Origin of the sequence: Pseudomonas sp. UBA6562, assembly GCF_002434265.1 — a bacterium.
Lineage (GTDB): Bacteria > Pseudomonadota > Gammaproteobacteria > Pseudomonadales > Pseudomonadaceae > Aquipseudomonas.
The window spans coordinates 151,705-166,017 of the sequence record NZ_DJJS01000006.1 but is presented as its reverse complement, the minus strand read 5'-3'; the positions used below and the strand labels follow the sequence as shown (position 1 = coordinate 166,017).

The 14,313-nt window shown below is 63.0% G+C and carries 12 protein-coding genes and 2 pseudogenes; 7 read left to right on the top strand and 7 right to left on the bottom strand.

Features of this window, described 5'->3' with window-relative positions; translation table 11 throughout:
- Window positions 1-106: 106 nt before the first annotated feature.
- The 5 genes and pseudogenes from B4M43_RS08300 to B4M43_RS08280 all read right to left on the bottom strand — a co-directional run bounded on the left by B4M43_RS08300 (window position 107) and on the right by B4M43_RS08280 (window position 3,526).
- The gene (locus tag B4M43_RS08300) at window positions 107-484 is read right to left on the bottom strand and encodes a hypothetical protein (protein WP_296265963.1); all 378 of its coding nucleotides are present in this window, start codon (window positions 482-484) and stop codon (window positions 107-109) included.
- A gap of 285 nt (window positions 485-769) precedes the next feature.
- Window positions 770-1,010 (bottom strand): annotated as a pseudogene (locus B4M43_RS08295) (transposase); the annotation flags it as partial.
- A 150-nt stretch (window positions 1,011-1,160) separates the two neighbouring features.
- Window positions 1,161-1,724 carry a TetR/AcrR family transcriptional regulator gene (locus tag B4M43_RS08290; RefSeq protein ID WP_296265961.1) on the bottom strand — a complete coding sequence of 188 codons (564 nt, stop codon included), beginning with the start codon at window positions 1,722-1,724 and terminating at the stop codon, window positions 1,161-1,163.
- A 152-nt stretch (window positions 1,725-1,876) separates the two neighbouring features.
- Window positions 1,877-2,578, bottom strand: a complete 702-nt coding sequence (locus tag B4M43_RS08285; protein ID WP_296265960.1) for a glutathione S-transferase family protein — start codon at window positions 2,576-2,578, stop codon at window positions 1,877-1,879.
- A gap of 291 nt (window positions 2,579-2,869) precedes the next feature.
- A complete protein-coding gene (locus B4M43_RS08280; RefSeq protein ID WP_296265959.1) occupies window positions 2,870-3,526 on the bottom strand; it encodes a YciC family protein in 657 nt (218 codons plus the stop codon).
- A 155-nt stretch (window positions 3,527-3,681) separates the two neighbouring features.
- Between B4M43_RS08280 and B4M43_RS08275 the strand changes: the two genes are divergently transcribed.
- The 6 genes and pseudogenes from B4M43_RS08275 to B4M43_RS08250 form a co-directional block, all read left to right on the top strand.
- Window positions 3,682-4,428: a DUF2076 domain-containing protein gene (locus B4M43_RS08275; protein WP_296265958.1), complete on the top strand. Its 747-nt coding sequence runs from the start codon at window positions 3,682-3,684 to the stop codon at window positions 4,426-4,428.
- A gap of 159 nt (window positions 4,429-4,587) precedes the next feature.
- The gene (locus B4M43_RS08270) at window positions 4,588-5,067 is read left to right on the top strand and encodes an NYN domain-containing protein (protein ID WP_296265956.1); all 480 of its coding nucleotides are present in this window, start codon (window positions 4,588-4,590) and stop codon (window positions 5,065-5,067) included.
- A 284-nt stretch (window positions 5,068-5,351) separates the two neighbouring features.
- Window positions 5,352-6,275 carry a drug/metabolite exporter YedA gene (gene yedA, locus B4M43_RS08265; RefSeq protein ID WP_296265954.1) on the top strand — a complete coding sequence of 308 codons (924 nt, stop codon included), beginning with the start codon at window positions 5,352-5,354 and terminating at the stop codon, window positions 6,273-6,275.
- A gap of 54 nt (window positions 6,276-6,329) precedes the next feature.
- Window positions 6,330-7,652, top strand: coding sequence for a DEAD/DEAH box helicase (locus B4M43_RS08260; RefSeq protein WP_296265952.1), 1,323 nt, complete (start codon window positions 6,330-6,332; stop codon window positions 7,650-7,652).
- Between the two features lie 51 nt (window positions 7,653-7,703).
- The gene (locus B4M43_RS08255; RefSeq protein ID WP_296265950.1) at window positions 7,704-10,106 is read left to right on the top strand and encodes a DUF3772 domain-containing protein; all 2,403 of its coding nucleotides are present in this window, start codon (window positions 7,704-7,706) and stop codon (window positions 10,104-10,106) included.
- Between the two features lie 188 nt (window positions 10,107-10,294).
- Window positions 10,295-10,546, top strand: a pseudogene (locus B4M43_RS08250) (RHS repeat-associated core domain-containing protein); the annotation flags it as partial.
- 635 nt (window positions 10,547-11,181) lie between these two features.
- Here the strand turns inward: B4M43_RS08250 and B4M43_RS08245 are convergent.
- Window positions 11,182-11,439: a hypothetical protein gene (locus B4M43_RS08245; protein ID WP_296265948.1), complete on the bottom strand. Its 258-nt coding sequence runs from the start codon at window positions 11,437-11,439 to the stop codon at window positions 11,182-11,184.
- A 378-nt stretch (window positions 11,440-11,817) separates the two neighbouring features.
- Window positions 11,818-12,075 carry a hypothetical protein gene (locus B4M43_RS08240; protein WP_296265946.1) on the bottom strand — a complete coding sequence of 86 codons (258 nt, stop codon included), beginning with the start codon at window positions 12,073-12,075 and terminating at the stop codon, window positions 11,818-11,820.
- 752 nt (window positions 12,076-12,827) lie between these two features.
- On the opposite strand from B4M43_RS08240, the gene gabP reads away from it, so the two are divergent.
- The gene (gabP, locus tag B4M43_RS08235) at window positions 12,828-14,222 is read left to right on the top strand and encodes a GABA permease (RefSeq protein ID WP_296265945.1); all 1,395 of its coding nucleotides are present in this window, start codon (window positions 12,828-12,830) and stop codon (window positions 14,220-14,222) included.
- The last annotated feature ends 91 nt before the right edge of the window (window positions 14,223-14,313 follow it).

Below are 14,313 nucleotides of genomic sequence, written 5' to 3'. Positions count from 1 at the left end.
CCGCGACTCCCTTCCTCTCGACAGGTGTCTACGAAACGAGGGGCGATTCAGTGATGAGTCCTCATTGCCTCAAGACAGCGGTGTTAATAGCCTACGTAGGGCTATATCAAAGCTCAACAGGGTACAAGGTTACATTGTCCGTGCTTGTGAAAAAGCAAACGTGTCTACTTGTGCTTGGTGCAGAGCTTACATTGAGAAATATTACGTCGCCGCCTAGGGAGATCGTTAATATCCTGTCGCTTTCGTAAGTTAAAGCCTGAGCAACAAAAAATAGGGTGCTGCCCACCGTCTCGATGGCGGAGGTAGCCTCCAACGCATCCTGTATATTTATTCCCCACTCAAAATCGTCATCCACATCCCATTCAACGTCATAGCAAGCACCTATTACCGGCGATTCAACACCCCACTTAGCCCACCCTGTGCCGAGTGGACAGGAAAATTTCACTTGATTTCCCTCGGTGTCAATTATCTTTATGCGCGTCATTTTAATATCGAGATCCTTACAATAACGTTGTCCGTATGCATTGAATTATGTGGGGATTCAATGTCCCTGTTTCCTCATGGCCGCGATGCTGGGTGGGTGTCCTGTTGATCTGATGGGTGCTGTAGCGAATGCTTCTTCTGCCATCAGTTGATACTGTCCTGGTTTGATCTGGTAGTCCCGTTCCTGGATGGGTATTTGTATGTGGGGCGGCCAAGCAGGCGCTGCACGTTTTTGAAAGTGGCCAGGGGGCAAGCAGTAGTTACTGCTTGGTGACAGGCCTGGGATCTAGGGTTTGTCTGAACAGTCAGCCCGCAAGCACTTCTCGATGCAAGCCAGCGTGACCATGGCGTTGAAGCTACTCGTCAGCTTGTCGTATCGGGTGCAGATCCGACGTTTTTCCTTGAGCCAACTGAACGCGTTCGATCACGTTGCGCTTTTTAGACTGCGGCCTGTCGAACGGCCGGGGCAGGCCCGGTCGAGGTTTGCGATGCATATTGCGCAAAGGAATGATCGGCTGCATGCCATAGCCCTTCTAGCAACCAGAGTGGGTCATTTTAGCCAAAGCGACTTTTCAGACAAACCCTAGGTCGGTTCTGTGTCCGCGCCAACACTCGGCAACATCTAGCGTGTCACTGCTGGCTTACGTCTTCATGAGACAGACGCTCAGTCAGCTCCCTTAGGCAACCAACGGCCCTGACACGCGGTATGCATTTATCAAGGTATCGAACAGTGAGATGTCTGACCGACTCCTGGCAATGAGTTGAGCGCCGGCGACGGCTGCAAATATGGCGCATGCCCGTGTCTGCGCGTCTTGCGGACTGCACACTCCAGCGGTCGTAAGAAGCTTGGCTATCCAGGCGATATTGACGTCCGCAAACGCCTGAATTTCCTTGGTCATTTCGCTTGGAAGATTGTCAGTCTCGGCGCCCACGAAGCTGGCGAGGCAGAGGCGATTATCAGCTTCGAGCGATCGACGAAAAATCTCGGGAAAGCGACGCAGGGCGTCCATCGGGTTCGGGTCTTCTGCAGAGATCGTCTCCAGTGCCGCTGCGCCATCCTGCCAATAGCGCCTGGCAACCTCTACGCCCAGATCGGCTTTGCTGGGGAAGTGATAGTAGATGCTCGCCGCTTTGATCCCGACAGCTTTGGCAAGGTCGCGAAAGTTCAAGCCGTTGTAGCCCTGTGATTGGGCAATTTTGGTAGCGGCCAACAGGATGGTTTCTCGGGCATTGCTACTCATTGTGATGTCTTTGCCATGGGGACGATGTCTGGAGGATTTTGCAGCAATGCTATCTCAAAAGCCTACCGTTGGTTAGGTAGATGCCAACGCGGTGCCGTCAGGAACGCCATGGGGCAGCGATCCCGACGGTTGCGCAAAGCCGCACCAAACCGTTATTCGACAGGCGAATCCAGTTCCGGAATGCCACTGTTGCGATCTGCGTAGGCAGCCTGGAAGCTAGGACGTTTTTGCCAGCGCTTCCAGTAGGCGTCCAAGAACTCGAAACGCTCGTCCAGCGGGGTCGCGTTGACCGGGAACTTGGAAAAGGCGATGGCGGTGGCCAGGGTTATGTCAGAGAAAGTTGGAGCTTCCCCCCCCAGCAGCCATTCGCGTCCGTCGGCCAGATGACGGTTGACCAGCGCCGCATGGGTTAATGCTTCCTTGCGGCAATGCTCGCCCCAGGCCTCGTTTCTGGTCAGTTCGAGCTTGAACCCCAGCCCGGTGTGAAGCACATGAAATGCGGTGACGATGCGGTACAGGATGTGTACCCAAACTCGGTTGTCCCACATGTTATCGAGCCCTTGCTCCAGCGCGCTCTCGCCCATGATCTTGCGGCCGGGATGGAGTTGGTCGAGATAGCGAACGATGGCGGCAGTCTCAGAAATGAAGCTCCCATCTTCCAGTTGCAGCGTAGGCGTCTCGCCCCACGGATTCATATTCAGGTGACGCCAGCCACGCTGCTCGCCCTTCGGAGACATGTCGTAGATAGTCTCGTCGAACAGATGAGCGATGCCTTTTTCGTGCATGAACAGGCGCAGACGCTGTGGATTAGGGAAGGCCGACGGAGACGTGAAAAGCTGGAGTTTAGTGGTCATGGGGCATCCTCTTCAGGGGTGGGCTAGATATCTGGCTAACGTTAGTTAGGTTGACATTAGCTGTGGATCCCCGTCACGTCAACAGTCTGCCTAACGTTCGTTAGATTCTTTGGGTCGGCTCGAGGTCGATTGAGGGTTCAGAGGATTCGGTCAGGGCGACCAGCTTGGTAGACAGATGATGGAATTGAACGCAGCTTGCCCAGCCGCAGGTACGATGGAAGCCGAGAAAAGCGTGTAAACGGCAGGCCGGCGTCGTAGCTGGGTGGTGGAGCCGGCCCTGTCGACGAACCGTTACGCCGGCAACTGCGCCTCGCGCAACATGAACAACCGAAACAGCACCACCGTGCTGAACAACTGCAAGAACCCACCCACACTGTCGATCGCGATCATCACCCCAGCCTGCGCATCGGGAAACGCCATCAGCAGCAAGCCGTCGATCAACCACAGCGGCGCCAGCACCGAGAGCATGCAGATCAGGATCGTCAGCAAATGCCCGCTGGTCAGGTTGGCGCTGTCGCGCATCGCTTGCAGCACCGGCCGCCCGCGCAGCACCACGAGGAAATCGGCGAAAGCCAGTTTGAGCATGATCCACACGCCCGGCAGGATGAACAGCGTCAGCCCCGCCATGATCAGCAACGAGCCGAGCAGCACCAGCAGCGCCATCTGCGGCCACAGGTGCACGGCGCGGGCGAACAGGTTGCGCAGGGCGATTTCCTGACCCTGGCTGCGGGTGTCGAGGTAGAGGATCAGCCCGGCGGTGTACAGCGGGTAGAACAGCAGGCTCACCAGCATGCCGTAGCCGTAGCCGGCGTTTTCGCCCAACTGTTGCAGCACCAGGTGCGTGCACAGGGCTTCGAGAAACACCACCGGCAGGCACAGCTTGGCGATGCCGAGCAGGTGCAGGCGGAAGAAATACAGGGAATCGCGCAGAACGGTGAAGGGTTTCATCAGTCGATATCGCATGGCCGAAAGCAGGCGCCACTTTAGCCCACCGGGGCCGGCGGCTGAAGAAAGTTTCATCGGCCGGGCGATTGAACCGGTGGGCATTACCCCCCACCTTGAGCGGGTCCGACAGCCCACTCAGTTTCTGTGAGGTAGCCCAGATGAACAGTGAAGAACAACGCCTGATCGACGGTCTGTTCGACCGTCTGCGCCAGGCCGAAGCGGCCGCCGAGCCGCGCGACGCCCAGGCCCAGGCGCGTATCGAAGAGCACCTGCGCCGGCAACCGGCCGCCGCCTATTACATGGCCCAGGCGATCCTGGTCCAGGAAGCGGCGCTCAAGCGCTTGGACGAACAGAACAAGCAGCTCGAAGCCGACCTGCGCCAGGCCCGCGCGCAGTCCGGCCCAGCTAGCGAGAGTGGCAGTGGCGGCGGCGGTTTCCTGTCCAGCTTGTTCGGGGGCAGTACCAAACCTGGCAACCCTCCGGCGCAGTCCCGTCCCAACAGTCCGCCCGTGGGCGCTGGCGGCTGGCGCGAACCGGTGCCCGGCAGCGCCCCGGCGCAACCCTATGCCAACCCGGCCCCCGCCGGTAACGCCGCTCCGGCCCGTGGCGCTGCGGGCAGCTTCCTCGGCGGCGCCATGCAGACCGCCGCCGGCGTGGCCGGTGGAGTGCTGCTGGCGCAGGGCATCAGCAGCCTGTTCGGCCATGGCTCGCAGCCGCAGGACGTGGTCGAGGTGATCGAAGAGCAGCCCGCGCCGGCCAGCGATGGTGGCGGCTGGCAGGACTCGGGCGGCCAGCAGCAGGTGGCCGACCAAGGCGGCTACGACCAAGGCAACGACGGCTTTGCCGACGCCGACTACGGCAGCGACGACGGCGGCGGTTTCGCCGACGACGACTCGTTCATCTGACAGGTCTGGCATACTCCCTGGCCGTTTGCGGGCGCTTGGCGCCCGTTCGATTCGTGCCAAGGCTGCCCCACGAGCCGGTAAGGTCGGGCGACCCACAGCGCAAGCCGCCACAGGTCGCCCAGCCCCGGCGACCGCAGCCCCCGCCCCAGGAGCCCCCAGGTGAAGAAGATCGCGCTGTTCGCCGATGTGCAGAACCTCTACTACACCGTGCGCCAGGCCCACGGCTGCCACTTCAACTACGCCGCGCTCTGGGCCGAGCTCAGCCGCGAGGGCGAGATCGTCGAAGCGGTGGCCTACGCCATCGACCGCGGCGACGCCAAGCAGCAGCAGTTCCAGCAGATCCTGCGCAACCTGGGGTTCCAGGTCCGCCTCAAACCCTACATCCAGCGCAGCGACGGCTCGGCCAAGGGCGATTGGGACGTGGGCATCACGTTGGATGTGGTCGATGCCGCTAGCCGGGTCGACCAGGTGGTGCTGGCCTCGGGCGACGGCGACTTCGATTTGCTGCTGGACCGGGTGATCCAGCGGCATGGCGTGGAGGCGGTGGTGTATGGCGTGCCAGGGTTGACGGCGATGTCGTTGATTCGGGCCGCGAGCCGCTTTCAGCCGATCGAGGGACGGTTGTTGTTGCGGCATTGAACACGGCTTGGGCGTTCGATACGCAGTCGCTGGGTACCAGGGCAGCAGGTTGGCTGGCCGCAGACCGCTCAGCCGTCCTTGGCTTAGGCGCTGTACGGTTGAGCCAGTGCGTACCTCACCTTGCCGAATGATGAGTGTTGGCTTGGTCGCTCTTGAAACCTGCAACTGACAAGCAGCGATCCAAGCGCCAAGGTGTACGGGCCACTTCGTCGGCAATTGTTACTAAGAATTTCCCAGAGCAAGTCGTAGACTCGAACGCCCCGAATGGACTTCGAGCTGCCACCATGCCTGCCCCCCGTCGTTTCCCCTTGCTATTGATCGGCGCATTCCTCGCCCTGTACCTGGTCTGGGGCTCCACCTACCTGATGATCCGCATCGGCGTCGAATCCTGGCCGCCGCTGCTCATGGCCGGGGTGCGTTTCGTGGTCGCCGGGGCCTTGCTCTACGGGTTTCTGCGCTGGCGTGGGGTGGCCAATCCGACGTGGCCGCAGTGGCGGGCCGCGGGGGCCATCGGCTTTCTGCTGCTCAGTTGCGGCAACGGTGGCGTGACCTTGGCCGAGCATGCCGGCGTGGCCTCCGGGGTGGCGGCACTGGCGATCGCCACGGTGCCGCTGTTCACCTTGCTGTTCGGGCTGTGGTTCGGCCAGCGCAATTCGCGGTTGGAGTGGGCCGGTATCCTGCTGGGGCTGGTGGGCATCGGCCTGCTCAACCTCGGCTCCAACCTGCAAGCCAGCCCCCTGGGCGCGTTGCTGATCCTGTTCGCGGCCGCCGCCTGGGCCTTCGGCTCGGTGTGGAGCAAGCGCCTGCCGCTGCCGCAGGGGGCCATGGCCGCCGCCTGCGAAATGCTGCTGGGTGGCGCCATCCTGCTGGTCGGCAGTGTGCTGAGCGGCGAGCGCATGACGCACCTGCCCACTGCCGCCGGCTGGGGCGCGTTGGCCTATCTGGTGCTGTTCGGTTCGATCCTCGCCTTCAGCGCTTACATGTACCTGCTCAAGCACGTGCGCCCAGCCGCAGCCACCAGCTACGCCTACGTCAACCCGGCAGTCGCGGTGTTGCTGGGCATCCTCTTCGCCGGCGAGCGGATCGGCGCCGAGGAATGCCTGGCCATGGCGGTGATCATCGGCGCGGTGGTGCTGATCGGCGTACCGCAGTGGCGCAGGACGCCGCCGCCCGAGGCCGCACCGCTGGCCGGCAAAATGTGCAAGTAGGGCAGGGCGTTGCGGTAAACTCGCCGCCTTCGCTGAACCCCTGACGGTATTGCCATGACTTTCGCCACCCTCGGCCTGATCGAACCCTTGCTGCGTGTCTTGCAGGAACTGGGCTACACCACTCCCACCCCGGTCCAGGCCCAGGCCATTCCCGCCGTGCTGGCCGGCCGCGACCTGATGGCCGCGGCGCAGACCGGCACCGGCAAGACCGCAGGCTTCGGCCTGCCGGTCTTGCAACGCCTGACCCTGGAAGGGGAGAAGGTCGCCAGCAACAGCATCCGCGCCCTGGTGCTGGTGCCCACCCGCGAGCTGGCCGAGCAGGTGCACGAAAACCTGCGCGCCTACGCCGAGCACCTGCCGGTCAGCACCTACGCGGTGTACGGCGGGGTCAGCATCAACCCGCAGATGATGCGCCTGCGCCGTGGCGTCGACCTGCTGGTGGCCACCCCCGGCCGGCTGCTCGACCTGTTCCGGCAGAACGCAATCAAGTTCAACCAGGTGCAGACCCTGGTGCTCGACGAAGCCGACCGCATGCTCGACCTGGGCTTCGCCGAAGAGCTGCGTGCGGTGTACGCCGCCTTGCCGCGCAAGCGCCAGACGCTGCTGTTCTCCGCCACCTTCTCCGAACAGATCCGCTTGCTCGCCGGCCTGGCGCTGCACGACCCGCTGAGCATCGAAGTCAGCCCGCGCAACGCCACCGCCAGCACCGTCAAGCAGTGGCTGGTGACGGTCGACAAGAAGCGCAAGGCCGACCTGTTCTGCCACTTGCTGCGCAAGCAGGGTTGGGGGCAGGTGCTGGTGTTCGCCAAGACCCGCAACGGCGTCGACCAACTGGTCGAGCGCTTGCAGGCCGAGGGCCTCAAGGCAGACGGCATCCACGGCGACCGCCCACAGGCCACCCGTCAGCGCGCCCTGGACAGCTTCAAGCAGCGCGAGATCCAGGTGCTGGTCGCCACCGACGTGGCGGCACGCGGGCTGGACATCGACGACCTGCCGCTGGTGGTCAACCTCGACCTGCCGATCGTCGCCGAAGACTACGTGCACCGCATCGGCCGCACCGGCCGCGCGGGCAATACGGGCGAGGCCATCTCGCTGGTGTGTGCAGACGAAGTACAACTGCTGGCCGCCATCGAAACCCTGATCCGCCAGACTTTGCAGCGCCGCGACGAACCGGACTTCATCCCCGACCACCGCGTGCCGCAGACCGATGCCAGCGGCCAGGTGATCAAGAAGCCGAAAAAGCCCAAGAAGCCGAAAGAGGGCGCCGCCAAACGCGGCCTGGGCAAGTGGATGGACAGTGGCGCTGACGCCGCCCCCGACCTCAAGCCCGTACGCAAGGCGCCGAGTTTCAACGGTGGTCCACGCAAGAAGAAATGAGGCACGGACGCGAGCGACCCCCTTTCACCACGTAGTAAAGAGGACACCCCCATGAGGCGCACCCGCCTTGACCGTTTCTGCATCGGCCTGCTGGCCCTGTTGTTGTGGGTTGCCACGCCCGCCTGGTCGGCCACCGACGACCCCGCGCCAAGCCTGGCCGCCGTCGAGCAGCAGACGCTCGACGAGAACGCCAACCTCGACCAGCTCAATGCCCGGCTCGACCAGATCCGTCAGGGCGTGACCAGCAACGCCAACGACGACCTGCTCGCGCAATTGCGTCAGGCGGCCTTGCAGGTGCAGCGCCAAGCTGCCGACCTCGCCACCCAGCGCACCACCGACGTGCAGCGGGTGGTCGACCAGCTCAGCGTGGTCGGCCCGGCCCAGGCCGACGAGGCCGACAGCCTCAAGCAGCAGCGGCGCCAACTCACCGCCCAGCAGAAGTCGCTGCAAACCGAGCAGAAGCAGGCCACCGAGCTGGCCCAATCGGCCCGCGACCTCTCCACGCAGATCGTCAACCTGCGCCGCAGCCTGTTCAACTCGCAGATCAGCAGCCGCGCGGCCAGCCCGCTGAGCCCGGCGTTCTGGTCGACCCTGGTGCGCCCCACCGACGAAGACATGGCGCGCCTGGACGGCTTGCGCAGCGACGCCGCCGACGCCGTGGCCAGCGCCTTCAGCGCCGAGCACCGCTGGTTGTTCATTTCCAGCTTCCTGGCCGCCCTGGCGCTCTGGACGGTAGGTCGCGGCCTGCTCGAGCGTTTCCTGGGTTACTTGGTGGTGCGCTGGCTGCCCGAGGGTCGCCTGCGCCGCAGCGCCCTGGCCCTGGGCGTGGCCCTGGCCACCCTGAGCACCATCGGCGGCGCCGTGTCGCTGGTGCGCTGGGGGCTGGAAAGCAGTGCGGAACTGAGCAGCGACTTGGCCAGCGTCACCAACCACATCCTCACCCTGGTGGTGTTCAGCGCCTTCGTCGCCGGCCTCGGCCGCGCCATGCTGATGCTGCAACGCCCGTCCTGGCGCCTGCCACCGATCCCCGACCAGGTTGCCAGCGCCCTGGGCTGGTTCCCGCAGGTGCTGGCCCTGGCCTTGATGCTGCTGCTGACCGTGGAGCGCATCAACAGCGTGATCGGCACCAGCCTGGCGCTGACCCTGGCCACCAACGGCCTGACCGCGCTGGTGGTGTCGATCCTGTTCATCGCCGCCCTGGTCTGCTACCGCCGCACCCGTCGGCAGCACAACCTGCCGCGCCCGACGGGCCTGGCCGGGCTGATCCCGTTCGTGATGTCGGTGTGGGTAGCGGCGATGTTCGTCGCGCTGCTCACCGGTTTCCTCACCCTGTCGTACTTCCTCACCGCCAAGCTGCTGTGGATCAGCGTGGTCGCCACCTGCGCCTACCTGATGATCACGGTGTTCGGCGACCTCTGCGAAGCCTTGCTGTCGCCGCGCCAACCGGGCGGCCTGGCACTGGCCTCGGCCCTGGGCCTGCACCAGCGCCACCAAGCCCAGGCCAGCACCATCCTGGCCGGGGTCGGGCGCACGCTGATGCTGTTCGTCGCGGTGATGTTCGCCTTCCTGCCGTCGGGCACCAGCCCCGGCGAATTGCTGCTGAGCCTGGGCGACTGGGACGGCAACGGCGGCAAGGTGCTGGGCAACCTCAACCTGGTGCCGCAAGACATCTTCCTTGCGGTGGCGATCTTCTTCGCCGGCCTGTTCGCCATCCGCGTGCTCAAGCGCTGGCTGGGCGAGCGGCTGCTGCCTGACACCGAAATGGACGCCGGCATGCGCGCGTCCCTGGTGACGCTGGTGGGCTACATCGGCTTTCTGTTCCTCGCCTCGGTGGTGATGTCGACCCTGCACATCAACCTCACCAGCCTGACCTGGGTGGTCAGCGCGCTGTCGGTGGGTATCGGTTTCGGCTTGCAGCAGATCGTGCAGAACTTCATCTCCGGCTTGATCCTGCTCACCGAACGGCCGGTCAAGGTCGGCGACTGGGTGAGCCTGGCCGGGGTCGAGGGCGACATCCGCCGCATCAACGTGCGCGCCACCGAGATCCAGATGTCCGACCGCTCCACGGTGATCGTGCCCAACTCGCAGTTCATCTCGCAGAACGTGCGCAACGTGACCATGGCCAACGCCCTGGGCGTGGTCGGCATTACCCTGACCCTGCCGCTGGACACCGACGCCACCCGCGTGCGCGAACTGCTGCTGGCGGCCTACCAGGCCCACGAAGGCATCCTCGACGCCCCGGCGCCGTCGGTGACCTTCAAGGACATCACCGCCACCGGCATGGTCCTCGCGGCCAGCGGCTACGTGGCCGGCCCGCGACAGGTGGGTGGGGCGCGCAGCGATCTGCTGTTCAGCATTCTCAATACGTTGCGGGAGGAGGGCATTGCGCTGTCGTCGCCGCAGAGCATGGTGTTGTTGAAGAATGAGTCGCCGACGACGGAGCCCCAGGCGTAAGGCGTCTCAATACCCCAAGGATCGCGCGTCGGACTCTGCCCTATAAGATGTCCAACTGACCCGCGCGGAGCGGGCAAGCGGCCGCACCCGCCTGGCCGCTCAGCCACGGCCGGCAACTGGCAATATTGTCAGTTGCCGGCCGTTTGGAAACCGCCGACGCTGCAGGCTTTACATTCAGGAGGCTCGAGATGAAGCCTTTGACGCTGCAGTCCTACACTCCATATGGGTTTCAAGAAGCTGGAGCCCGCCGCGCGTCGGTAGTGAACTTCAATGGTCAACGTCTGGATCGTTGCACCGGTGTGTACTTGTTGGGCAATGGTTATCGAGGTTTCAGTCCTGCTTTGATGCGGTTCGTCGCGCCGGACAGCTGGAGCCCTTTTGGTGCGGGCGGAGTGAATAGTTACGCGTATTGCACCGGTAATCCTGTGACAGGTTTAGATCCAAGCGGGCATGCGGATTTGAGGCGTAATCCAGCAGCTTCAGCCCTGCTTGCCAAATCCAGACGTATCACCCGACCCCAACCCCAACCCCAACCCCAACCCCAACCCCAACCCCAAGCACGAACCCAACCCCAAGCACGAACCCAACCCATAGAGCGGAGACTACTAGTTGATCGGGGTCGAGCCTGGGCCGCAGCGATAGCCGAGTCCAACGCGCTAAACGTGACCGTAGGCCAAGCCTGGGCAACGGATAGAGTCCGAGCTGATTTATCACCAACCCTTAGAACTCCGTTGGCAAACGATACCGTTCGCGGTCGGTTCGATCCCTCAACCCCAGAAAACGGTGCAGTAACGGGTGCAATTCCTATTCCGACCAACGCCCGAGAGCAAGGACCGAGAGCAGACCTCGGTGCGATGAGTCACTTTATACGGGCACCTCGATAGGCTGTCGTATATACGACTGGGCACCCGGTTCGGAGCACAGTACGACTAGGTCAAGTGGTCGGCCTTCGGACGTGCCCGCGAAGTACGCGGTCTTCTTGGCCGGGATACGCCCAGATGATTCCGTTTCCGGGCCTCTTCTGACACCTAGGTAGTGGCGAATGTGGAACCTATGCTCGCCTCGACCAGCCACCTCAGGGTTTGACAGGGTATCGCCCCAGCGCATGCGTCAGTAATGCCTGGCCACTCCGTGCGGCATGGGCCGCGCCGATCAACAGGCCCAGCTCCGGCGCGCCAGCATTGGCCATACAGTATTCGTCGAGGGAAGCTTCGATGGCGTGCAGCAATTGCTCTGCGTAGGTGAGGGCGTCTTGTGGGCTGAGGTCGGCGTGGACGGCGAGGTAGGGGGTATGGATGATTTTGCTGGGTGGGTCGGGGACTGGTTTTTTCATGGCAAGGCTCCGTGTTCGCAGTGGTGTCTGCCAGACAGTTCCTCTCACAGAAATGGGTGGCAGCCGTTCGCAGGGTGAGAGACCGGCGAACATCGGAATTCCGGCCAGACCGAAGTCTGCCCACGAACGGCTGCCATGACAGCGCTCCGAAATTTCGCTGGGCTCTCACACCCGATCGTCAGGTAGACGACCCGGGGAAATTAGCCCCCTTGCCTCGGATCAACAACGTCGAAACGGCTGCAGCGTGTGTAGGATAAGTCGCTCTAGAGATCAAGCTGAAGCATTCGGTTAAATTTCGGAAATGTCCGACAGGCGCTATCGGCTGCGAATTGAAAGCCAGTGCCTGAAGAATTCCGAAACCCAGCCCTAATTCGTTATCTAAGGCCGACCTTCCTCCCCCACCCCCCGCCCCATCACATGCGCCAACAACGTCTGCCCCGTACGCGCAGCGCGCACGGCGCTGAGCACGTTGTGCATCTCCGGCGTATCGGCATTGGTCGTGCGGTATTCGTCGAGCGAGTCTTCGATGCCTTGCAGCAGTTGCTGGGCGTACGCGAGGGCATCTTCACAGGTGAGTCCGCTGTGGATGGAAAAGTGAGGGGCATTGATCAGAGTGGCAGGGGCAGCTTTTTTCATGGCAGGGTCCATCAGCTTGGCGATCAACTGTCAGGCAGCCCGCTACCGAAAAGTGTGCAGAGGGCCGCCAGCGGGACGAAGGCCGGTGAACGTTGCGAGCTGTCCAACGGGCACCTTGCATTCAATGCTTTGGTACGCCGAATGCCCACATTCCACCGCCTGGTGAATAAGCTGGGGAAATTATTCACTCTGTCCTACAGCTGAAAGTAGAAAAGCCTACAACTCTCGTAAGATAAATCCGCATCGCCCCGGCCGTCAGTGTCTGACAAGATCGGCAATAGCGCAGCTGCGTCGCTCCAAGCCTTGCACTGGACGCGTTGCATAGGTCAGCACCAGCAGCTTTCAAACGTCTGCCAGACCCGTGACCGTACAAGTAACCGATCAAGTAACCGACCAAGTAGCTGCCCGGTCGTGGCCCAACCCGTGCACCTAATCGCTCAGCCAACGAATCGCCCTACACCCGCAATCCCCACATCGCCCCCCATGACGCAAACAGACATGCCAATCACGCCATGTGACGCGAACGGACATCCGTCGTCGTAATCACGCACTCCCAAGGCGTTCTCGCATAAATTCCCACAGCCTCACGGGGCTTAAATGGGCACCGTCATCCGCCACGCGGCACCCCGATCCACGGGCTAGAACCTCAACAAAATCCCGTGCGTGCCCCGTTATCCACCCTCCGACCAAGGAGCCTCGTTCGCCTACGCCTGCCCGTCCTTTCCTGTGTCAGCAAAAAGAGAACAATATCAATGAACACCGTGGGATCTGATGGTAATGCCCTTGCGCAAGGGTTCAAGCCACGTCACGTAACGATGCTCTCCATCGCGGGCATCATCGGCGCCGGACTGTTCGTGGGTTCCGGCCACGCCATCGCGGCGGCCGGTCCGGCCACCATAATTTCTTACTTCGTGGCCGGGACCCTGGTGGTGCTGGTCATGCGCATGCTCGGCGAAATGGCCGTGGCCCACCCCGACACTGGCTCGTTCTCCACCTACGCCGACCAGGCCATCGGCCGCTGGGCCGGCTACACCATCGGCTGGCTGTACTGGTGGTTCTGGGTGCTGGTGATCCCTATCGAAGCCCTGGCCGCGGGGCATGTGCTCAACGCCTGGTTCCCGCACATCGACAGCTGGATCTTCGCCCTGGCCTCGGTGCTGCTGCTGGCCGGCACCAACCTGTTCAGCGTGGCGAAATACGGCGAGTTCGAGTTCTGGTTCGCCATCCTCAAGGTCACCGCCATCCTCTGCTTCATCGGCGTAGGCGCCGCCGCCCTCATGGGCTGGTTGCCCGAGCGCGAAGTCAGCGGCCTGAGCACCCTGGTGGCCGAACACGGCGGCTTCGCCCCCAACGGCTGGTCGGCGGTGATCGGCGCGTTCATCACCGTGATGTTCAGCTTCATCGGCACGGAAGCGGTGACCATCGCCGCCTCCGAGTCGAGCGACCCGTCGCGCAACATCGCCAAGGCCACCCGCTCGGTGATCTGGCGCATCAGCACTTTCTACATCCTGTCGATCTTCGTGATCATCTCGGTGGTGCCGTGGAACGATCCGCAGCTGGCGGTGGTGGGTTCCTACCAGCGCGCACTGGAGATCATGAATATCCCCAATGCCGCCTTCATGGTCGACCTGGTGGTGCTGGTGGCGGTCACCAGTTGCATGAACTCCTCGATCTACATCGCCTCGCGGATGATGTACTCGCTGGCCAAGCGCGGCGACGCGCCGGCGGTGCTCAAACGCACCAACAAGGTCGGCGTGCCCTATGCCGCCGTGTTCGGCAGCACCTTGATCGGCGCCGGTATCGCCGTGCTGAACTACTTCGCCCCCAAGGGCGTGTTCGAGTTTCTGCTGGCAAGTTCCGGGGCCATCGCGCTGCTGGTGTACCTGGTCATCGCCATCTCGCAACTGCGCATGCGCCGTCGCCTGGAGCGCGAGAACACCGAACTCAAGTTCCGCATGTGGCTGTTCCCCTACCTGACCTGGGGCGTGATCGTATTCATCAGCCTGGCCCTGGCGGTGATGATGTTCACCGAAGCGCACCGCGCCGAAGTCAGCGCCACCCTGGGCCTGGCGATCGTGATCTCGTTCCTCGGCATCGTCACCACGCGCGGCCATGCGCAGCCGGTGGGCGCCCGCTCGCTGGGCTGACCGCTCGCAGGCCTGGCGCGTGACGCGCCGGGCCGCTCGCTCAGGTTCGATCACGCCTTGCAACGACACGCGCCGCATCTGCGGCGCGTCG

Excerpts from the sequence above, each read along its gene's own strand:
- B4M43_RS08280 (WP_296265959.1), bottom strand. The coding sequence starts at position 3,526 with ATGAAACCCTTCACCGTTCTGCGCGATTCCCTGTATTTCTTCCGCCTG.
- gabP (WP_296265945.1), top strand. The coding sequence starts at position 12,828 with ATGAACACCGTGGGATCTGATGGTAATGCCCTTGCGCAAGGGTTCAAG.
- yedA (WP_296265954.1), top strand. The coding sequence starts at position 5,352 with ATGCCTGCCCCCCGTCGTTTCCCCTTGCTATTGATCGGCGCATTCCTC.
- B4M43_RS08275 (WP_296265958.1), top strand. The coding sequence starts at position 3,682 with ATGAACAGTGAAGAACAACGCCTGATCGACGGTCTGTTCGACCGTCTG.
- B4M43_RS08260 (WP_296265952.1), top strand. The coding sequence starts at position 6,330 with ATGACTTTCGCCACCCTCGGCCTGATCGAACCCTTGCTGCGTGTCTTG.
- B4M43_RS08245 (WP_296265948.1), bottom strand. The coding sequence starts at position 11,439 with ATGAAAAAACCAGTCCCCGACCCACCCAGCAAAATCATCCATACCCCC.
- B4M43_RS08290 (WP_296265961.1), bottom strand. The coding sequence starts at position 1,724 with ATGAGTAGCAATGCCCGAGAAACCATCCTGTTGGCCGCTACCAAAATT.
- B4M43_RS08300 (WP_296265963.1), bottom strand. The coding sequence starts at position 484 with ATGACGCGCATAAAGATAATTGACACCGAGGGAAATCAAGTGAAATTT.
- B4M43_RS08285 (WP_296265960.1), bottom strand. The coding sequence starts at position 2,578 with ATGACCACTAAACTCCAGCTTTTCACGTCTCCGTCGGCCTTCCCTAAT.
- B4M43_RS08255 (WP_296265950.1), top strand. The coding sequence starts at position 7,704 with ATGAGGCGCACCCGCCTTGACCGTTTCTGCATCGGCCTGCTGGCCCTG.
- B4M43_RS08240 (WP_296265946.1), bottom strand. The coding sequence starts at position 12,075 with ATGAAAAAAGCTGCCCCTGCCACTCTGATCAATGCCCCTCACTTTTCC.